The sequence below is a fragment of the Bythopirellula superficialaquae genome (genome assembly GCF_059632245.1).
The window spans coordinates 4,390,244-4,406,788 of the sequence record NZ_CP197426.1; the positions used below are offsets into that span (position 1 = coordinate 4,390,244).

Sequence of the window (16,545 nt, forward strand, 5' to 3'; positions counted from 1 at the left end):
CTCCCAGGCTATGCCACGCGCAGTTCTGGGATCGGAATAATGAATTTCCCACCGTTAGCGCGATATTCGTGCTGTTGTTCGAGAATTTCGTCTGCAAAATTCCAAGTCAACAACAAACAGTAGTCGGGTTGATCTTCAACTAGTTTCTCAGGATGACATATCTTCAGATGCGTACCAGGAGTGTAGTGGCCTTGCTTGACCGTGCTACGATCGACAACGTACTCCAGCACCTCGGAGCCAATTCCAAAGTAATTGAGCAGCGTGCTTCCTTTTGCGGAAGCGCCATAAACCGCGATACGCTTGTTGTCGGATTTCAATTGCTCTAGCAAACCCACGAGTTCCCGGCGAAGCCTAGCGACCCGTGTGCCAAAGCCAAGGTAAAATTCTTCGCTCTCAACCCACTGAGCCTCTTCAGCCAACAATTGCGAAACAGCAGGCTGAATCTCTGCTACCTTGCTGGGCGTGGCAAAAATGCGAAGCGAACCGCCATGAATCGCCAACTTCTCAACGTTCACAATCGTCAGACCATGTCGTTGGAACAACTTGTCTAATGCAGTCAATGAGAAATAACACAAATGTTCGTGATAGATCGTATCGAATTCGACGTTCTCGATCATATCATGCAGGTAAGGGCACTCCACGACTGCCATGCCCTCAGGTTTGAGCAACTTGCTAAAACCTTCGACAATTCCGTTTAGATCGGCCACGTGAGCCAATACGTTATTGGCGTGTATGATGTCGGCGCGCTGACCTTCAGCAGCTAGTTTGGCGGCAATCTTTGAACCAAAGAATTCGGAAATCGTGTTAACGCCCCGTTCCTTGATTGCCACCGCTGCGATGTTGCGGGCCGGTTCGATTCCCAAGACCGGCACACCTGATCGGTGATACCACTGCAACAAATAGCCGTCGTTGCTTGCGATTTCCACAACGAGGCTGTCGCTGTTTAACTTGCGTTCGCCTATCAGTCGCTCGGCAATCGTCTTCGCATGCGAAACCATCGTGTCGGAGAACGAAGAAAAGTACGCATAATCACGGAACAGAATCTCGGGTGCCACCGTCTCGGTGATTTGAACGAGCGAACATTTAGGACACCATGCCAAATCTAAAGGCCAAGTCGGTTCTTGTTCGCCGAGTTGCTCGTCGGTGAGCAATCGATTGGCGAGCGGTGTACGGCCCAGAGTAAGGATTTCCGTCAGGCCATCTTGGCCGCAGGAACGGCAGCAGACGTGCTTGCAGGTTTCTGATCGCCGTGAAAGTAGTTCATGTACCATTGAATCGTCCTTGATAGTCCTTCATCCAACGTGAATAGTGGCTGCCAATCGAGCACCTCACGCGCTTTCGTAGCATCTAAATACTGATGCTTAATTTCATTCGAAGCTTCGCCGAGAATTTGAGGAGTAAGTTTGGAATCCAACTGCTGCAATACGCGTTCGACAAGATCCAATACTGTCAGTTGAATTTCATTAGAAAGATTAAATGCCTGTCCGATGAGGCTGGAATTTTCCACCATTTTTTCAGCCAGATGCATGTAAGCTGCCGCGCCATCTTCGACATAAAAATAGTCGCGCACGAATGTCCCATCCGATCGAATAACCGGACGCTGACCACGCAATAACGACCGAATCGTTCCAGGTAGGATTCGATTCCAGTTCAAATCGCCGCCACCGTAAAAATTTCCGCACCGCGTGATACACACGGGCGTGCCGTAAGTGTGCGCATACGTTTGTGCAATCAGATCACTGCACGATTTGCTTACGTCGTATGGGTGTTGCCCTGCCAGCGCGGTTTCTTCCGTATACGGCAAAGTCAGACAATCTCCATAAGCTTTGTCCGACGAAGCAACAACAATCTGTTTGACACGAGGACTGCGACGGCAGGCTTCCAGCAATTTCCAAGTTCCACCAATATTTGCTTCAAATGTCGATAGTGGATTGCGATTGGCAATCCCAACGATCGTTTGGGCAGCCAAATGCATGACTGTCTCGATTTCAAACTCGCCTAAGGCACGTTCCAAAACAGTCGAATCGCAAATATCACCGCGAACTATCGTAACTTGGTCGATCATGCTGCTACGCATGAGTTCAGCCTGTGGAGTCCAATCTCGCACCAAGCAAACAACGTCGGCCTCAGCTTCGAGTAACCGCCGCACCAACCAGCTTCCAACCAAACCCGTAGCGCCCGTGACAAATACGCGACGATCTCTCCAGAAATCACGATTGGGCGTGATGTTGACCATTCTCAATTGCTTTCGATGCTTCGGTTGTTCGTCTACTTTTAGGCCGATTGGCGCAAGATATTCATTTGCTCGTTCTGAGGCTTGAGTTCGAGACGAGCTGGCTTGGTTTCATCCCAAGTCTTCCACGGAGCTTCTCCAGATTGCCACAGATTCTCGAGGGTGTGCTTGTCGCGAAGAGTGTCCATACACTGCCAAAAATCCTCGTGACGATAAGCAGCCAGTTGATCGTCAGCGGCTATTTTCTCCAGCGCATCGATTTCGAGACTGAATTGATTATCCTGCAGATAATCAAACACGCCGGGTTCAAACACGAAATAGCCTCCGTTGATCCAGCCCTCGCCAGCAACTGGTTTTTCGGTAAATCTTTCGACTCGGTCGCCATCCAATACCAAACCGCCAAAGCGAGCCGGCGGACGCACCGCCGACACCGTAGCCAACTTGCCGTGGCTACGATGAAAATCCAACAGTGCTCTTACGTCGATGTTGCTAACACCATCGCCATAGGTGAGCATAAAAGTCTCACCTTCCAACCAACGCCGGAGACGAAACAACCGTCCCCCTGTCAGGGTATGCAATCCGGTATCAATCAAATTGAGTCGCCATTCTTCGCTTTCAACGTCTTCACGTGTGACCATTCGCCGAGCGAAGTCCACCGTGAGATTTCCGTTGAGGTTGAATCCTTGCAAGAAATAATTCTTGATGAACTCACCCATGTAGCCAAGCGCAACGTAGAAATCATCACATCCATAGCTGGCGTAATGTTTCATGATGTGCCAAAGAATCGGTTTGCCGCCGATCTCCACCATAGGCTTGGGGCGAAATGACGTCTCTTCTTGAAGACGTGTGCCCATGCCTCCCGCAAGTAGCACCACTCGCATCGATATTATCCCCTGGGTCAATCCTTGATCCGCCGGAATGGACCCGCAGATACTACTTCAGAGGCATAGCAGCGACAAGATCAGGTTCTGCTAGCACTTATTCCAGATGCTCACGCAGCGGCAGTTTGATCGATTTGAGATCTCACGAAGGGAGCCTCAGTTTCTGAAATTCCATTAGGAAATTTACAGATCAGTCGATGAGCGCATTGCCAAGCCGGGTCCTGCCATTTGGGATTACGCGGAGTCAGGGTGCGCCGTTCTAAGTATTCGTCTTTCTTAAACATTCCTTCGATACGACGCACGACTCGCATGATCTCGGATTTCACTTTTGAGGTCAGTCGTTGATTGGAAACACGCCCATTGATCAACGAAGCAAAATTCCTATCAACAATATCCAAACAAAGATCGTGGTTCAGCTTGGAATAGCGCGCCAACTCTGCGGCCAAAACCTCTTGGAAATGCTCATAGTGCTTGATGCCAGCTGTCAATTCTTGCACGGCAGGCAATTTACGATGCTCGTTCAAAGCATGAGTTTGCCAAACACCATAAATCTCTGGGAAAAATTTGACTTTACCCAGAAGCACGGCCATCTGTGATAACATAAATTCAGGATAGATTCGTGCTTGTTCGTATTTGGGGCCTTCTAAAGTGACGCGAAAACATTCTTGTAATTCCGCAGTTCGATTGACGGCATAAAACGTCGAATACCAATACTTAGCAATTTGCTCGAAACGATGCACCGCTGAGTTTGAAGATAGATCGTAACCTCGCATGATTCGGCAACGATAATCAGTGACCGAACGTACGCTGACGATCATTCCTTGCGCGCACACATAATCCGGCGACTGACGTAGTATTTCCAGACTTGTGTTCACACCCGTCGGCAGAATGAAATCGTCGTCCGCACAGAAGAATGCAAATTGCGTCTTAACCAAATTGGCAGCTGCTGCCATCTTCACGATGATCGGCAAATCAATGTGCTCATAACGCAGTGGTAAACGCCGCGAAAACTCCCGGGCGATTCGCTCGTTTTCCCGGCGTGCGTCCCCTTTACTCGAATCGACAACGATGATCGGGGCTGGCGCAGAGACATGGTCCCAAAAGGTGAGCAAGCGACGCATAAAAGCCGGACGGTTATAAGTCGGGACGAGGCACGTCAGATCAGTAGGAATCTTGGTCATGGCATTCTACGGAATAAACGAATCTTTTATGCGGCGTAACGAGATGACAAACGATCTTCATCTACCAGGAACTTGGCCATCGTCACCCGTGGGTCGAGGTACTCTTTTGCTCGCTTCCAGTTGTCCAGCAAAAATGGCCGGCGGCTCTCGTACTCTTTGATATCTGCTCGCTCGATGGCTTCGCGCATCTCTGTCTCATTGCTACAGAGAATTAGTCCTCGAGGATCAAAGAAATGCGCCACGTCAGGCGGTCCCCAATAAATGGGTAGGCAAAAACATAACAGGCTATCAATCAGTTTTTCGGTGAAATAACCTTGTTCTCGGCAATTCTCAATCACAACCGAATAACGATATGGCACGAGACCGTCGGACTTTCTCTCTAAAGGAGAGTATCCTCGCCCTAAAAGTTTTAGATCGACTCCGGACTGCTGAGACCAATCGGCCAAACGATGTCGCAAGCGATGGCCCGATGTTTTTCGTTTCTTCGAAGCGATCATCGAAATCCGCTGCGACTTTTCATCGTAGTCGACGGGCAGATCCAAAAAACAGCCGCCATGTGCTTGAAATCGCGCATTCGGAATACGGCTTAGTAGCGATGTGTTGTAGGTAAATATCCTATGGAACTTGTGCGATATATACGGCAAGACGTGATAGTAGCGGCCGTGAATCGCGGGCGGCTCGAACAACGCCAACGACAACCGGCAACTCAATCCGCTGCGATTAGCCAGCAGCGCCCGTGAGCTCACACACATGATGACATGATCTTTGGCAGTCAAATCTCCCACAACGCCTTGCGTACGACTCTCACCCAACGGCCAATTCAGGTCCGTAAGTTTGATGTCGGCAAGCCGTTCGAATTTGCAACTAGGCAATCCGTATGGAAGAAATCCTACTGCCATAGAGGCTCCTTGCCCCAGTGAATACTTTTTTAGATGAGATATTGTGACGGCATGCTTTCAAGGGTGTCGTATTGAACTAAGCGGCACGGCTTTTGGCCGCGCCGACGAATTCTTCGTTGTTTCTCCAGGATTGATACCAGTACGAATAGGCACACAGTTTGGCGCGATAAACTGGTCGCATCAAGTTGCGGTGCAGGCGACTCAAGAGACTTCGCGACTTCTGACGTACAGTGGTGCCTCCCAGATTCCGCGAAATCTCCGCCACATAGGAGGGGCTTACAACGTGGGTTTCAATCTGCGAGAGCCATTTCATCTGCACGAACGTGTCGATCGGCCGATCAAACTGCTCGGTGCACTTCAAAAGTCTTCTCGCCGCTTCTCGGCCCACCAACTGCGAGGTGGCCCCTAATGGCACGATACTTGTCGGTGCCATCGAAGCAGGCTTGCTAGGATGCTGCTCACCCCAAAAGACCCGAAATTGGATGTACGACTGAGTTTTAAGGTGCTCGATTGCTAACTGCAGTGAATTCGCAAATCCCGGTAACTCCAATTCGATATCGTCTTCCAGAATCAAACCCGCATCCAGGTTACGTTCTACAATCGCGGCCCAGGCCTTACGATGGCTGAGGAAAGCACCGATTTCGCCTCGCTGCAATTCAAACGGATATTTCGGACGATAAATGTTCTTTTTGTAAACACGAGCGATTTCTTGATCGCTCAACTGGCTGCCATCCACCGCCTCGATCACATGACAAGGCAACGGACAATCACGCTGAAGCTTAGCAACCTGCGCATGCCGCTCTTTGGCCCGAGGCAGTGAGATCACAAATGCTTCCACGCGAGACTTCATCAATAACTCGGCTTTCCTAAGCGGCCTTATTCCACATCTGCTTGTAAACGTCGACTATTCGTTCGGCTTCGATCTGAGCGGAAAACTTCTGTACGACCCGTTCGCGGCCAGCCTTGCCCATTTCGATCAAGCGTTCTGGTGACTTCATGATCCCACGCAACGCTTGCGTCAATGTTTTTTGATCGCCGAGGGGTACCAATTCGCCCGTCACACCAGGAACTATCACATCGGGGTAACAGCCTGTGCGACTCGCCACGACCGCGGCACCGGTGGCCATGGCTTCCAACGGCACGACTCCAAATCCTTCATACAATGGCGGCGCCACGCACAAAGCCATCGCCGCGTGAAACCGTGGCATTTGGTCGTAAGGAATTTCATCCAGCCACAAAATCCGCCCCGTCAAATTGGCCGCTTCGATTTTCTTGACCAGCCGAGCACGAAACGCAACATGTTCGGGTGCGGTTCTACCTACAATGCATGCCGTGAACTCGGGATGTTCTGGCAGGACTTCTAGCATGGCTTCGACAAAGAAATGCGTTCCCTTTTCAGGTCGAACACGTCCGTAGATTCCAATGCCGTACTTGCCGGGGATACCAAGCTCTCGAAGCGCTTGCTTCCGGTCTGCAATGGGATGAAATCGCTCGCAATCCACCCCATGTGGAATCACAGCGGTGACATCATCCAAATAGCTGGCGGCCTCGTCGCTAGTGGCGATCACGGCATCCATTGCGGAAATCAGTTGCCGGGGGACCCAAGAATGTTTGCGTATGGCACAGGAAGTCAGCACGACCTTCAACCGGCAACGAAAAACATGCTTGAACACCAAGGCCCAAAACATTTCATTATTTCGCCGAGCGTGCCAAATTCGAAAAGGTTTTCTCTGCGGCAATCGGCGGCATGTTTTCAAAGCGTCAACGATTCCAATAGCACCACGTTTCTCCTGATCGAGATTGGAGACCAACGCCGTGGCTTCGCGCGCGGCAATGTAAGGCATAAGCGTACGAATCGTCGTACTCACGCCCGTAATCCGGCGATGCAAATCGGAAACCATAATTTCGGGGTCATTTTGTGACATAGCGTCGCCTGCTGACACTCAGCGCTCTCAAGTGAGTCAAGGTTGAAAATACTGTCAAAAATATTGGACTCGGCAAAGGTCAATCTGCACTTCTACACAGTGCTGGCACTTTTTGGTCACAAGCCGCTCTTGCGGCAATGTGGGCCTTCCTCCACAATCTCGCCGCTTTATCAGATATCCCTGAATTGAGATCGAGTCTTACTTCGTTATCACGAAAGCCAACTCGCATGCGCCTGCCTGCTGCCAAAGTTCAATCGCATAGCCCCCCCGAGCCCCGGCAGCTGAAGCTCTATCTCCCTGAAGAAGGACTGCAAACAAATCACTTTCTCTATGGCTTCGAAAAACTCGATGAGCAAACTCGCTTTTCCGGTGAACTCTCGAAACGCTTGTGCATCCCCGAATTCAATCAGTGGCTGGAAGAGCTGACGGCCGATCTTGAGAATCACTCCGATGCGCTCATCTATCGCGTTCGAAACCGCATCTATCATCTCGACGATCCGTTGAAACTCTACCCCAATGGGTTTTGTCTCAAGGCGTTCAAAACACCTTCCGTCTTACGATCGATTCATTATCGCTCCTATGGCAGCAAGGCGGCACGAGCACATCGCTACGCAGCGCATTTGTTCGAGAACCAAGTTAGCAACGCCGAGCCGCTGGGTTATTTCGAACGCTGGCAAGGACATCAACTCGCCGAAAGTTACTTGCTGACCTCGTTCGTCAGCGGTTCGACAGACCTCTTCTCCGAAACCAACAGGCTCCTGGCAGAGAACCCCGACAGCACGACTTACCTCAATCTGCTTCAGTTCGCGGCCAACTCCATTCGCCGCATGCATGACAGCGGATACATCCACTACGACCTCGGCGGGCAAAACTTTCTGTTTCAGCAAACAGCTGCCGACGGTTGGGATCAACCCACCTTCATCGATCTGAATCGCGGACGCTTGCTCGATAATGTGACGCTCCGCCATCGGGCTCGTGATCTGGCCAAGCTTGAGATCCCATCGCATTATCTCACCATCTTTTACCACATGTACTTCGAGAACCATGATCTCCCGCGAGAATTTAAGCGTTGGGAGAAGTGGTATCGGTCGCGGATATCATTTCATAATCGAACCCGTAAATACCGCCATCCCATTCGCGAATATCGGGCAAGCCGCACTCAGAAAGTTGTCTCCACGGGCAAACCCGCGGAACGCGATTTTTGGCTCTGGGACGAAAAGTCAGGCCAACCAGCCGTGGTCTTCAATTCCAAAGACCGCCATCGCTTCCGCCGTTCGGCCGATTGGCTCAACGTCGCTTGGAGTTCGTTAAGCAATGCTCGCACGATTCGCAATCACTATCGCCAGTTGTCGTCGACCGTTTTCTCGCAGTCCGTCGACATGCGGCAACGGTTCGGCATGGCCATCGAAGTCACTGAAGACTTCCCCGAACAATTGAAGCTCGTTTCGCAACTCCCCGGCATGCCCCTGCTGGTGCGGTGCTATCTCCACAAAGGCGCTACTGGACTCAACGCCTGTGAAGCCGCCGTTAAACAACTTTATGAACGTGGCCACGAAGTTTCGCTCGGACTTGTTCAATCTCGCCAAGCCGCCGTCAAACCAGAGACCTGGCGGGAATTTACAAACGACACCCTAACGCGACTCCACGACAAAGTCCGTTTCGTCGAGTTCGGCCATGCGGTCAATCGGGTCAAATGGGGTCATTGGAACCTCAAAGAAACCTTGGCGAGCTTCGATGATCTCGCTGAGATACGCAACAAATACCCTCACCTGACTTTTCTTGGCCCAGCGGTCAACGATTTTGAGTACTTCTACTATCCTCCGCTGCTGAACAAAATGTCGTCGCTCGTGGATGGCATTTCGTGTCATCTCTACGTCGACCGTCGCGGCCAGCCCGAAAATTTCCAAGGTAAGTTTTCGCTTCTGGAGAAATGCACTCTCGGCCGCGCGATTGGGGCCAACTGGGGTGACAAACGTTTCTACATCACCGAAACCAATTGGCCGATCCAAGGCACGAAGGAATACTCGCCCATCGCTGGGGCTTATACGAAGGACAACTATCGCGAAAGCCCGCTGCATATTTCGTTGGATGATTACGCCTCGTTCATGGTTCGTTTCGGACTGATCTCGCTCTGCTCAGGCATGAGCGAACGTGTCTGGTGGTGGCGGCTCGCGGCACGTGGTTATGGCGTGCTGGACGACGTCGGCGGCTTGCAACTTCGCCCCGCTTGGCCGGCCCTCGTACATTTTCATAACACCGTGGGGAGCGACCGTTTTTTGCAACGCGAAGAGCGCGATCAGGTGATTTGGTATCACTTCGAGCACTGTAGTCTCGCGTATTCACTCACACCGACGACCACCACTGTTCCCGACGGCTACCGCCAAGTGACCGACATTGGCGGCAATCCGCGTGCTGTTCAGACTGGTTCCAACCTGCAAATAACGGGCTCTCCCGTCTACTTCCTCCGGTGATATGTGGCTCAGGAAGCTCATCTCCCCCGCTTCAAGGCGACGACCTATAATTCAGCCATGAATCGCACTCCTCTGATTGGCTGTCTTGTTGTGCTCTATGCTCTCGCTGTTGGGCAAGCGTTTGCGCAAACATCCCCCTCGGCGTTCGACGGTCAGCAGGCTTACGGCTACTTGCGCGAAATCTGTTCCTTTGGCAATCGCATGAGCGGCAGCAAAGGAATGCAGCTTCAACAGGAATTCCTGGTGAAGCATTTCAAGGAACTTGGCTACGACGTTGAGTTCCAGCGCTTTGAAGACAAGCATCCGCTCACCGGCCAAGCTGTGCCGATGGCCAACATCATCGTGCGATTCTTTCCGGAACGCAAAGAGCGCATTCTCATGTGCGCCCATTACGACACCCGTCCGCTCCCCGAAGAAGAAACCGATCCTCGCCGTCGGCAGCAAGGGGTGTTTCTGGGTGCTAACGACGGGGCCAGTGGCGTGGCCGTGCTGATGGAACTCGCTAACCATGCCAAGAATTTGCCCGACCGCTATGGGCTCGACTTCGTGTTCTTCGATGCAGAGGAACTCGTCTATGGCCGGCGCGGAACCTACTTTCTTGGCAGCGAGTACTTTGCCCGCGACTATGCCAAAGGGAATCGCGACTACGAATACATCGCGGGCGTGTTGCTCGATATGGTCGGCGACGCCAAGCTCAGCATCTTCCAAGAACGCCACAGCGTCGGTTGGAAAGAGACTCGCCCGATCGTTCAAGGGATTTGGGGCACTGCCGCACGGTTGGGGATTCACGAATTCATCCCTCGCGTCGGCTACGAAGTGAGCGACGACCACCTGCCGCTGTACCGGATTGCCGGGATCCCCACGATCGATGTCATCGACTTTCATTATCCTGACCAATTCAACAGTTACTGGCATACGACCAACGATTCCCCCGGCCGCTGTTCGGCGGACTCCCTCGGCAAAGTCGGCACGGTCATGCTCGAATGGCTCCGTTCGGCGGAAGAGTCTCCCCAGTGACCCTGTTCCCATTCGTCCGCTCGGGTTAGCATAGCGGGATGCTTCCCGATCCTTTGCGACTGACCATTGCGTTTCTGCCTCTGGCTTCTTATTGCCTGCTGCTCGGCATTTTGAACGCGCGGCGGAAACCATTTCTCACCTCCGGTGGTGCGGACCTCGCGACACTTGGTGCCGCGATGTCGGGGATTGTCTTCATCGGTCCCATCGAGCTCTTCCGTCCCGAAGCGGCCTCAGCTGAATTTGGGAGTTACGTCTGGTTCTTTTTGTTGATGTTGTACTGGCTGTGCATTTGGCTCACGGTGCTGATCGCGCGCCCCAGGCTGGTGATTTACAACATCAGCAGCGAGGAACTTCGTCCCGTGCTCGCCGAAGCGGCCCGCAGTCTCGACCCCCAAGCCCGCTGGGCGGGGGACAGTCTCGCGATGCCGACGATTGGTATTCAGCTTCACCTGGAAACCTTCGAGATCATGCGCAACGTGTCGCTCGTGGCGAGCGGCGGCAAGCAAAACCTCGCCACCTGGCGGCAACTCGGCACGATCCTCAGCGAGAAACTCGAAACCCTGTCGGTCGATTCCAATCCCCGTTGGCTCGGCATCGTTTTATTCGCCATCGTGCTACTGGCCACGAGCTTCATTCACATGCTCAACCACCCGCAGCAAATCGCCCAAGCGATCAGCGAAATCTTCGCGCACTGATCGCGACGGGCCGATTCTCATTTCAAGACGTCCAACTTGTCCAACTCTTCCAACTTGTCGGGGTTTATTTTGATTTGTCAGTAGTTCGCGTTTAAGTCATTCTGAGGGACCGAAGAATCTAGCCTCCACATCCAGACGGCTTGGACACGCGTTAGGTGTAGGCCGGAACAAGCGGTGCGCAGTTCCGGCATGGCACTGTCTGTTCTGCTTCTGTGCCGGAACTGCGCACGGCTTGTTCCGGCCTACATGTTCTTCAGCTTTGCGAGCTTGGCCAGCTTTGCGTGGTTTGCAGCCTCTTAAATGTTGCCAAGCTGACAGAGGGACTGTAGACCGTGGACGGTAGACAATCCTTACTTTCCATCGTCCACAGTCCTTCCGTCCACAGTCACTTCTACCACAATCACGCGGCCAAATCTTCCGAAATCCTTGGCCACTTGGAAGAAGAATTTTCATGCGGAGACGCTGAATCCGCGGAGGGGAAAACAACTCGCTCCGCGTTGCTGCGCGACGCGTCGCGTCTAACGAATCGCATCACCGACGCCGCCGATAGGTTTGAGATTACCTTGCCGTTCACCGTCTACGGCGACAGAATCCCCGAACCGGGGACGCTGGGCATGTGCTCTCTATTGGGAATGTTCGTCGTTTGTCGGCGACGATGAGTTATCGCTTGCAGAATGCCAGCGCACTCGCTGCGGCCAGTAGGAGTACCAAGCTGTTGGGCTCCGGCACGGTGCCGACCGATGCTGTTTGCGCAGCAAGATCGGGTGATCCGCCAGCCAATCGTTGCCAAGTAAGAAAGTCACGCCCGTCGACGTCGCCATCACTGTCGGCATCGCCTTGAGCGCGTGTGGTTCCCGTGGCGTAGCCGGCTTGCCAAATCTCGAGATCCTCGCCATTGACTTCGCCGTCGAGATTGAAGTCGGCGGCGAGCGCTGCGACGACCGAAAGAGTTCCCGTTTGATAAAAGTCGCTGAGATCCCACGCCAAGCCCTCGAGTTCGGGGAGACTGATCGCGGCGAAATTGCCGGTGAGAGTTCCCCAATCGAGGATATCGAACGACATCCCGGCCGTGGGCGCGAAATCATCGAGCAATGACACATCGAGCATTCCACCAACCGTGAGTGCATCACTGATATCGAGGTGATCGTAATCAATTCCTTGAGTCGTTCCGCCAAGCTCGATCTTGAGCGTCGAGAGATTCTCGAAGACAACAGGACCAGCGACCAAGCCACCGCCAGCGAACGTTCCTGTAACATCCAATTGACTGGCGACAATAGTTCCACGATCCAACGACACGTTCCCCACGACCAGGGGCTGGTTGGAATCGTTTACGAACGTCGATGAGCCGACAGTAAGCGATCCTGCGATTGTTGCCGGACCACTAACAAGAGTCGCGCCGCTCAGAACGATCGAGCTGCCAGGAGCGCTTGTCAGACTGCCCAGCACATTTCCTGTGAGATCTAGTGTCCCCGCGTTGACTTGCACGGCAGCGGTGGCCCCCTGATTGAGCACAAGAGTTCCGGCGTTAACATTCAAGGCAGCCGCCGAGATAGGAGCGTTCAGCGTGGCGATGCCGTTCGTTGTTTTATTGACCGTGCCGGTGAATGTGGGGGCGGAAATGGTTCCCGACTGGAGAGCGAGTGACGTTGGTAAAAGAATGCCATTCGTGCCACCAGAGATTGTGCCTCCTTGCAATGTGACGGCTCCTACCTGTTGCGGATAGTTACCGAGATTGAGCGTCCCGCCGGCTGCCGTAATCGGCCCCGTGGGGGCCAGCGTGTTGGCTGTACCGAGAGTAAGCGTGCCGGCTTCGATGCGGGTGCCACCCGTGAAGGTCTGCTGTTTGGTGAAAACCTGCTCGCCGAGGCCTTGCTTCAAGATGCCGCCGGAACCACCGTTGTTCGAGATGACGCCATCAAAGGTGAACGCTCCGCTCACAGGCGAAGTGATTGTGAGTGCGGGTGTGCTGCCAGTGTTGCGAATCTTGATGCTTCCCGAAACGCCGGGCTCGTTGGTCAATGACCCAACGGTCGCGGTGGCCGAGTCGATGACGAGCGAGCTCGTTGAGGAGAAAAATCTGAGCTCGCCGGTCACAGCGAGCGAGCCGCGGTCGGTGATCGTCACGGTGCCCGTACCACCTTTTTGTGCCGAATTGAAGCCACCCAGGGCAAGGAATGTAGTTGTGACTGACGAATCGACGTTTTCAATGTTGAGCGTACTGCTGACTCCAGTGAGCATCCCGACTGCCATTGCGGCTGTTTCGACAGTTCCGCGGTCGCGAATCATCATCGAAGAATTGCCGTTGAAACCGTTCACGATCAGGCCGATGTCTCGCAGGGTTGCCCAATTTTCCACCGTGAGGCTGTTGGCTACCGAGCCGCTCGCGCCCAGGAAAACCTGACCGAATGTGGCGACTTCAGTCTCTTCTCCCGTGATGACGAGACTCGAAGCGATTGATCCGCTGGATTGGATGACAAGATTTCCTCCGGAGGTTCCCACGATGTTGGCATTTTTAGAAACGGTCACCGTTCCAGCCCCGATGTACATGGCCGAATTGGCGTCGAACGATTGGCTTGTGAGCGAATAAGTTCCTTCCAGGAACTCGGTCTTGCCCCCATCGTTGAGTAGGTTACGAATGCTGTTGTTGGAACCTATGTTACCAAACTCAAGCGACCCCTCACCTGACTTGTGAATTCCGAAAATCGTTGGCGTGGCCGTGTTGATCGACCCCGTGACGGTTAGGGTGCCGCTGGCGATGTTCCAGGCCGCTTGATCGGCAATGACGACGTTGCTATCGATGCGGTGGTTGCCCCCTAACAAGCTGGTGATGTCACCGCTGGAAAGCGTGAGCTCATTATTGGAGAGCCGGTAGTTGTTGGTGCTGTTAAATGTCAGGTCGACAATGCTACGGTTGCCGGCAAGATTGATCGTGCGATTGCCTCCCGCCGTTGGCAGAACCACCGAATCACCACCGACAGGTGTTCCCGCGGGCGACCAATTGCTGCCGACGCCCCAATCGCTGCTCGTACCGCCGGTCCAAGTTTTTGTGGCCGCGATCAAGGGGGCCTCAATTCCCCAGACAAGTAACAACAAAAGGCAGAATAATCTGAATGCGGGCGCAGGGAGAGCGTGGATCGAGCGGATATGATGAGTCATGGGTGCCTTGAACAGTATTGGAAGAATGAGCAACGACGGGTCGATTCTCTATTAGCCGCGAGGTCGTATGTTCAGCTGGTCTAAGCAGAATACACACCACCAAATCGCAAAGCTACAGCGAACCGCCAGTTGGTCGAATTTCAGACAGCTGCCGTTGGCTCTTCGTACGATTGCTACTGCCAGGGTTGAATGGCAACTCCTGAATTGCGATCTGTGGTGGATTCGAGTAAGTGAGTAACAAAGCCGTGAATCAGCTCCTGAGCCTCGGTGTGCGTAAGGCTGCTTGGATCGTAGTGCAGAGCAACGCTCAGTTGATCGGCGTAAGACAAAACTCCAAAGGCCGCTGCAGTGCCGGGTCGCACGGGTGGTAAAAATTCGATGCCGGTGAGTTCACATTCGCCCAGCATGATTTTCCCATTGCGACGCGGTAGCGAAGTCTTGCTCAGCGGACGCATCAAATTGCTAAGCACCGCCGTGCAGCGGCAGCAGGTGTCGCTACTCATCCGCTGCATCCGCTTTTGATAACCGGGTAAAGAGGTAAAGAGGTGTAGTGACAATGGAAACGTCAGACCTAACTCCAGGTCTTTGATCTGCTGCATTTGGTCGTGAATACCTCGCAGCAACTTCTGTTTGTCGGTGAGATCAGCGGCTCGGCGGTCAATAAATACCATGCTGACCACATTGGCGGCAGAGAGACATTCATCGCCCGCGCGACGCAAGTTCATGGGGATTGAGAGACGCAGCCAATCACGATCGCAATCTGCATTTCGAGTATGGCGGAAATCGGCCAGGGCAGGCAATAACTTACTGATCAGCCAATTATTCAGCGTTGTGCCTGCTAGCCGGGCCTGAGACAACAACTCACCGCTGGAGGATTCGGTGAGATTGGCGGACCAAGCGGCGGGATAAAAAGGAAATGCCTCGTGCCCACGATCGGCGGCTTCGCTCAGCGGGACAGGAGTCCTCATCAGAAATTGCCATGCTCCAATCAATCCGACGGCTTGCTGCTTGAGCTTGGCGAACAACTGCCACCGCGTGAGTCCGAACTTGGCTCGCCGAGCTAAACGGTGCGGATCGATTGACCGCCAGTCAGACGGCGGCACTTTGTTAGAAACCTCATCAGCGCGCTTACCGAGACGTTGGGCGAAGCAAAGCAACATATCTTCAATCAGCTGCAGTCCGCCGATGGCATCGCAGCAAGCGTGATGGAACTGGAACAAGAGTTCGACGCCACTTGTCGATTGGGTACCATAGACTCTCACGCCCGTCTCATTCTCAAGGTCAATACTCGCGGCGGCAGGTGGTTGGCCATCAAGAAATTCTGTTTGCCATTTTACCTGGGCGACATTCTCAACGGCGAGTTGCCAATAGAGACGATTGCGACCGTTTCGGACAACGACGGAAGATAAGAGGGGATGACGCGCGACAGCTTGAGCCAGTGCTTCATCGAGCAACCCAGTATCTAAGGACCCCGCGAACTTAAGTCGCAGAAAAAAACACATGGGATGCGAAGGAGTATCTTCGCAGAGCATGTACTCTTCAAACGGGCCCAATGGCAAGAATTGGTCTGACACGAGACCTATTCTAGGAAATGGAATTCATTCTTCATATTACGCGCCGCGGCACTGGGTCCGCCGCGGGGGCTAACCGGGGGCGTTTGCTTCCTGCAAATGAAACACCACACGGTAGGCCTGATATCCCGCGGCGATCTTGTCGGCATAGAGAGCGTCAAGTTCCGTGCGAAGGGCCGCGGCGGTCGGAAAACCGTCGGGAATCGCGTCGGCATCGGTCAAGTTGGCGAGCTCCACTTGCTCGACGCGATCGATCGTGATGTAACCCGCACCGGGGATGTAGCTCCGCTGGCCGTCGCGCATCATGCGGTGCTTCCACAACCGTATGGTCTGCGTCTTTTCGCCGGCGCGGATGGCGGGCAAGAATTTTTTCTTGAACAGCAGCATGGACCTATCGTAACCTCGGGATAGAGGCCGGGACCACTAATATCTCCCCCTGCTTACGCAGGGGGCTCGCCGGAATCCCCAAGTCCTAAACTCTGCAATTTCACGAGTTTTGTGGCCCGTGAGTCCCCT

Annotated in this window: 13 protein-coding genes; 3 read left to right on the plus strand and 10 right to left on the minus strand. The window is 53.4% G+C overall.

Annotated features, from left to right (window positions below):
* Window positions 1–8: 8 nt before the first annotated feature.
* The 7 genes from SH678x_RS18150 to SH678x_RS18180 form a co-directional block, all read right to left on the minus strand.
* Window positions 9–1,271 (minus strand): class I SAM-dependent methyltransferase, encoded by a 1,263-nt coding sequence (locus SH678x_RS18150; protein ID WP_496919867.1) that lies wholly within the window; start codon window positions 1,269–1,271, stop codon window positions 9–11.
* Entirely contained in the window at window positions 1,193–2,236 is a 1,044-nt protein-coding gene (locus tag SH678x_RS18155; protein WP_496919868.1) for a GDP-mannose 4,6-dehydratase, read from the minus strand. The genes SH678x_RS18150 and SH678x_RS18155 overlap by 79 nt, the downstream gene beginning before the upstream one ends.
* Before the next feature lie 38 nt (window positions 2,237–2,274).
* Window positions 2,275–3,114 (minus strand): glucose-1-phosphate cytidylyltransferase, encoded by an 840-nt coding sequence (gene rfbF / locus SH678x_RS18160; protein ID WP_496919869.1) that lies wholly within the window; start codon window positions 3,112–3,114, stop codon window positions 2,275–2,277.
* Between the two features lie 110 nt (window positions 3,115–3,224).
* Window positions 3,225–4,295, minus strand: coding sequence for a TIGR00180 family glycosyltransferase (locus SH678x_RS18165; protein WP_496919870.1), 1,071 nt, complete (start codon window positions 4,293–4,295; stop codon window positions 3,225–3,227).
* Window positions 4,296–4,321: 26 nt separating this feature from the next.
* On the minus strand, window positions 4,322–5,194 hold the full coding sequence (locus tag SH678x_RS18170; protein ID WP_496919871.1) for a hypothetical protein: 873 nt from the start codon (window positions 5,192–5,194) through the stop codon (window positions 4,322–4,324).
* Window positions 5,195–5,270: 76 nt separating this feature from the next.
* On the minus strand, window positions 5,271–6,044 hold the full coding sequence (locus SH678x_RS18175; protein WP_496919872.1) for a glycosyltransferase family 25 protein: 774 nt from the start codon (window positions 6,042–6,044) through the stop codon (window positions 5,271–5,273).
* Between the two features lie 16 nt (window positions 6,045–6,060).
* The gene (locus SH678x_RS18180) at window positions 6,061–7,119 is read right to left on the minus strand and encodes a glycosyltransferase family 4 protein (protein ID WP_496919873.1); all 1,059 of its coding nucleotides are present in this window, start codon (window positions 7,117–7,119) and stop codon (window positions 6,061–6,063) included.
* 227 nt (window positions 7,120–7,346) lie between these two features.
* Between SH678x_RS18180 and SH678x_RS18185 the strand changes: the two genes are divergently transcribed.
* The 3 genes from SH678x_RS18185 to SH678x_RS18195 are packed head-to-tail and all read left to right on the plus strand — an operon-like array spanning window position 7,347 to window position 11,302.
* Complete coding sequence (locus tag SH678x_RS18185) at window positions 7,347–9,590, plus strand: lipopolysaccharide kinase InaA family protein (protein ID WP_496919874.1); 2,244 nt, start codon at window positions 7,347–7,349, stop codon at window positions 9,588–9,590.
* Window positions 9,591–9,647: 57 nt separating this feature from the next.
* Window positions 9,648–10,607, plus strand: a complete 960-nt coding sequence (locus SH678x_RS18190) for a M28 family peptidase (protein WP_496919875.1) — start codon at window positions 9,648–9,650, stop codon at window positions 10,605–10,607.
* Between the two features lie 38 nt (window positions 10,608–10,645).
* Entirely contained in the window at window positions 10,646–11,302 is a 657-nt protein-coding gene (locus SH678x_RS18195) for a hypothetical protein (RefSeq protein WP_496919876.1), read from the plus strand.
* 660 nt (window positions 11,303–11,962) lie between these two features.
* Here SH678x_RS18195 and SH678x_RS18200 read toward each other — a convergent pair.
* From SH678x_RS18200 to SH678x_RS18210, 3 genes are all read right to left on the minus strand, one after another.
* On the minus strand, window positions 11,963–14,458 hold the full coding sequence (locus SH678x_RS18200) for a beta strand repeat-containing protein (RefSeq protein ID WP_496919877.1): 2,496 nt from the start codon (window positions 14,456–14,458) through the stop codon (window positions 11,963–11,965).
* A 173-nt stretch (window positions 14,459–14,631) separates the two neighbouring features.
* Window positions 14,632–16,032, minus strand: a complete 1,401-nt coding sequence (locus tag SH678x_RS18205; RefSeq protein ID WP_496919878.1) for a WS/DGAT domain-containing protein — start codon at window positions 16,030–16,032, stop codon at window positions 14,632–14,634.
* A gap of 69 nt (window positions 16,033–16,101) precedes the next feature.
* Window positions 16,102–16,416, minus strand: a complete 315-nt coding sequence (locus SH678x_RS18210) for a hypothetical protein (protein WP_496919879.1) — start codon at window positions 16,414–16,416, stop codon at window positions 16,102–16,104.
* Between the last annotated feature and the right edge of the window lie 129 nt (window positions 16,417–16,545).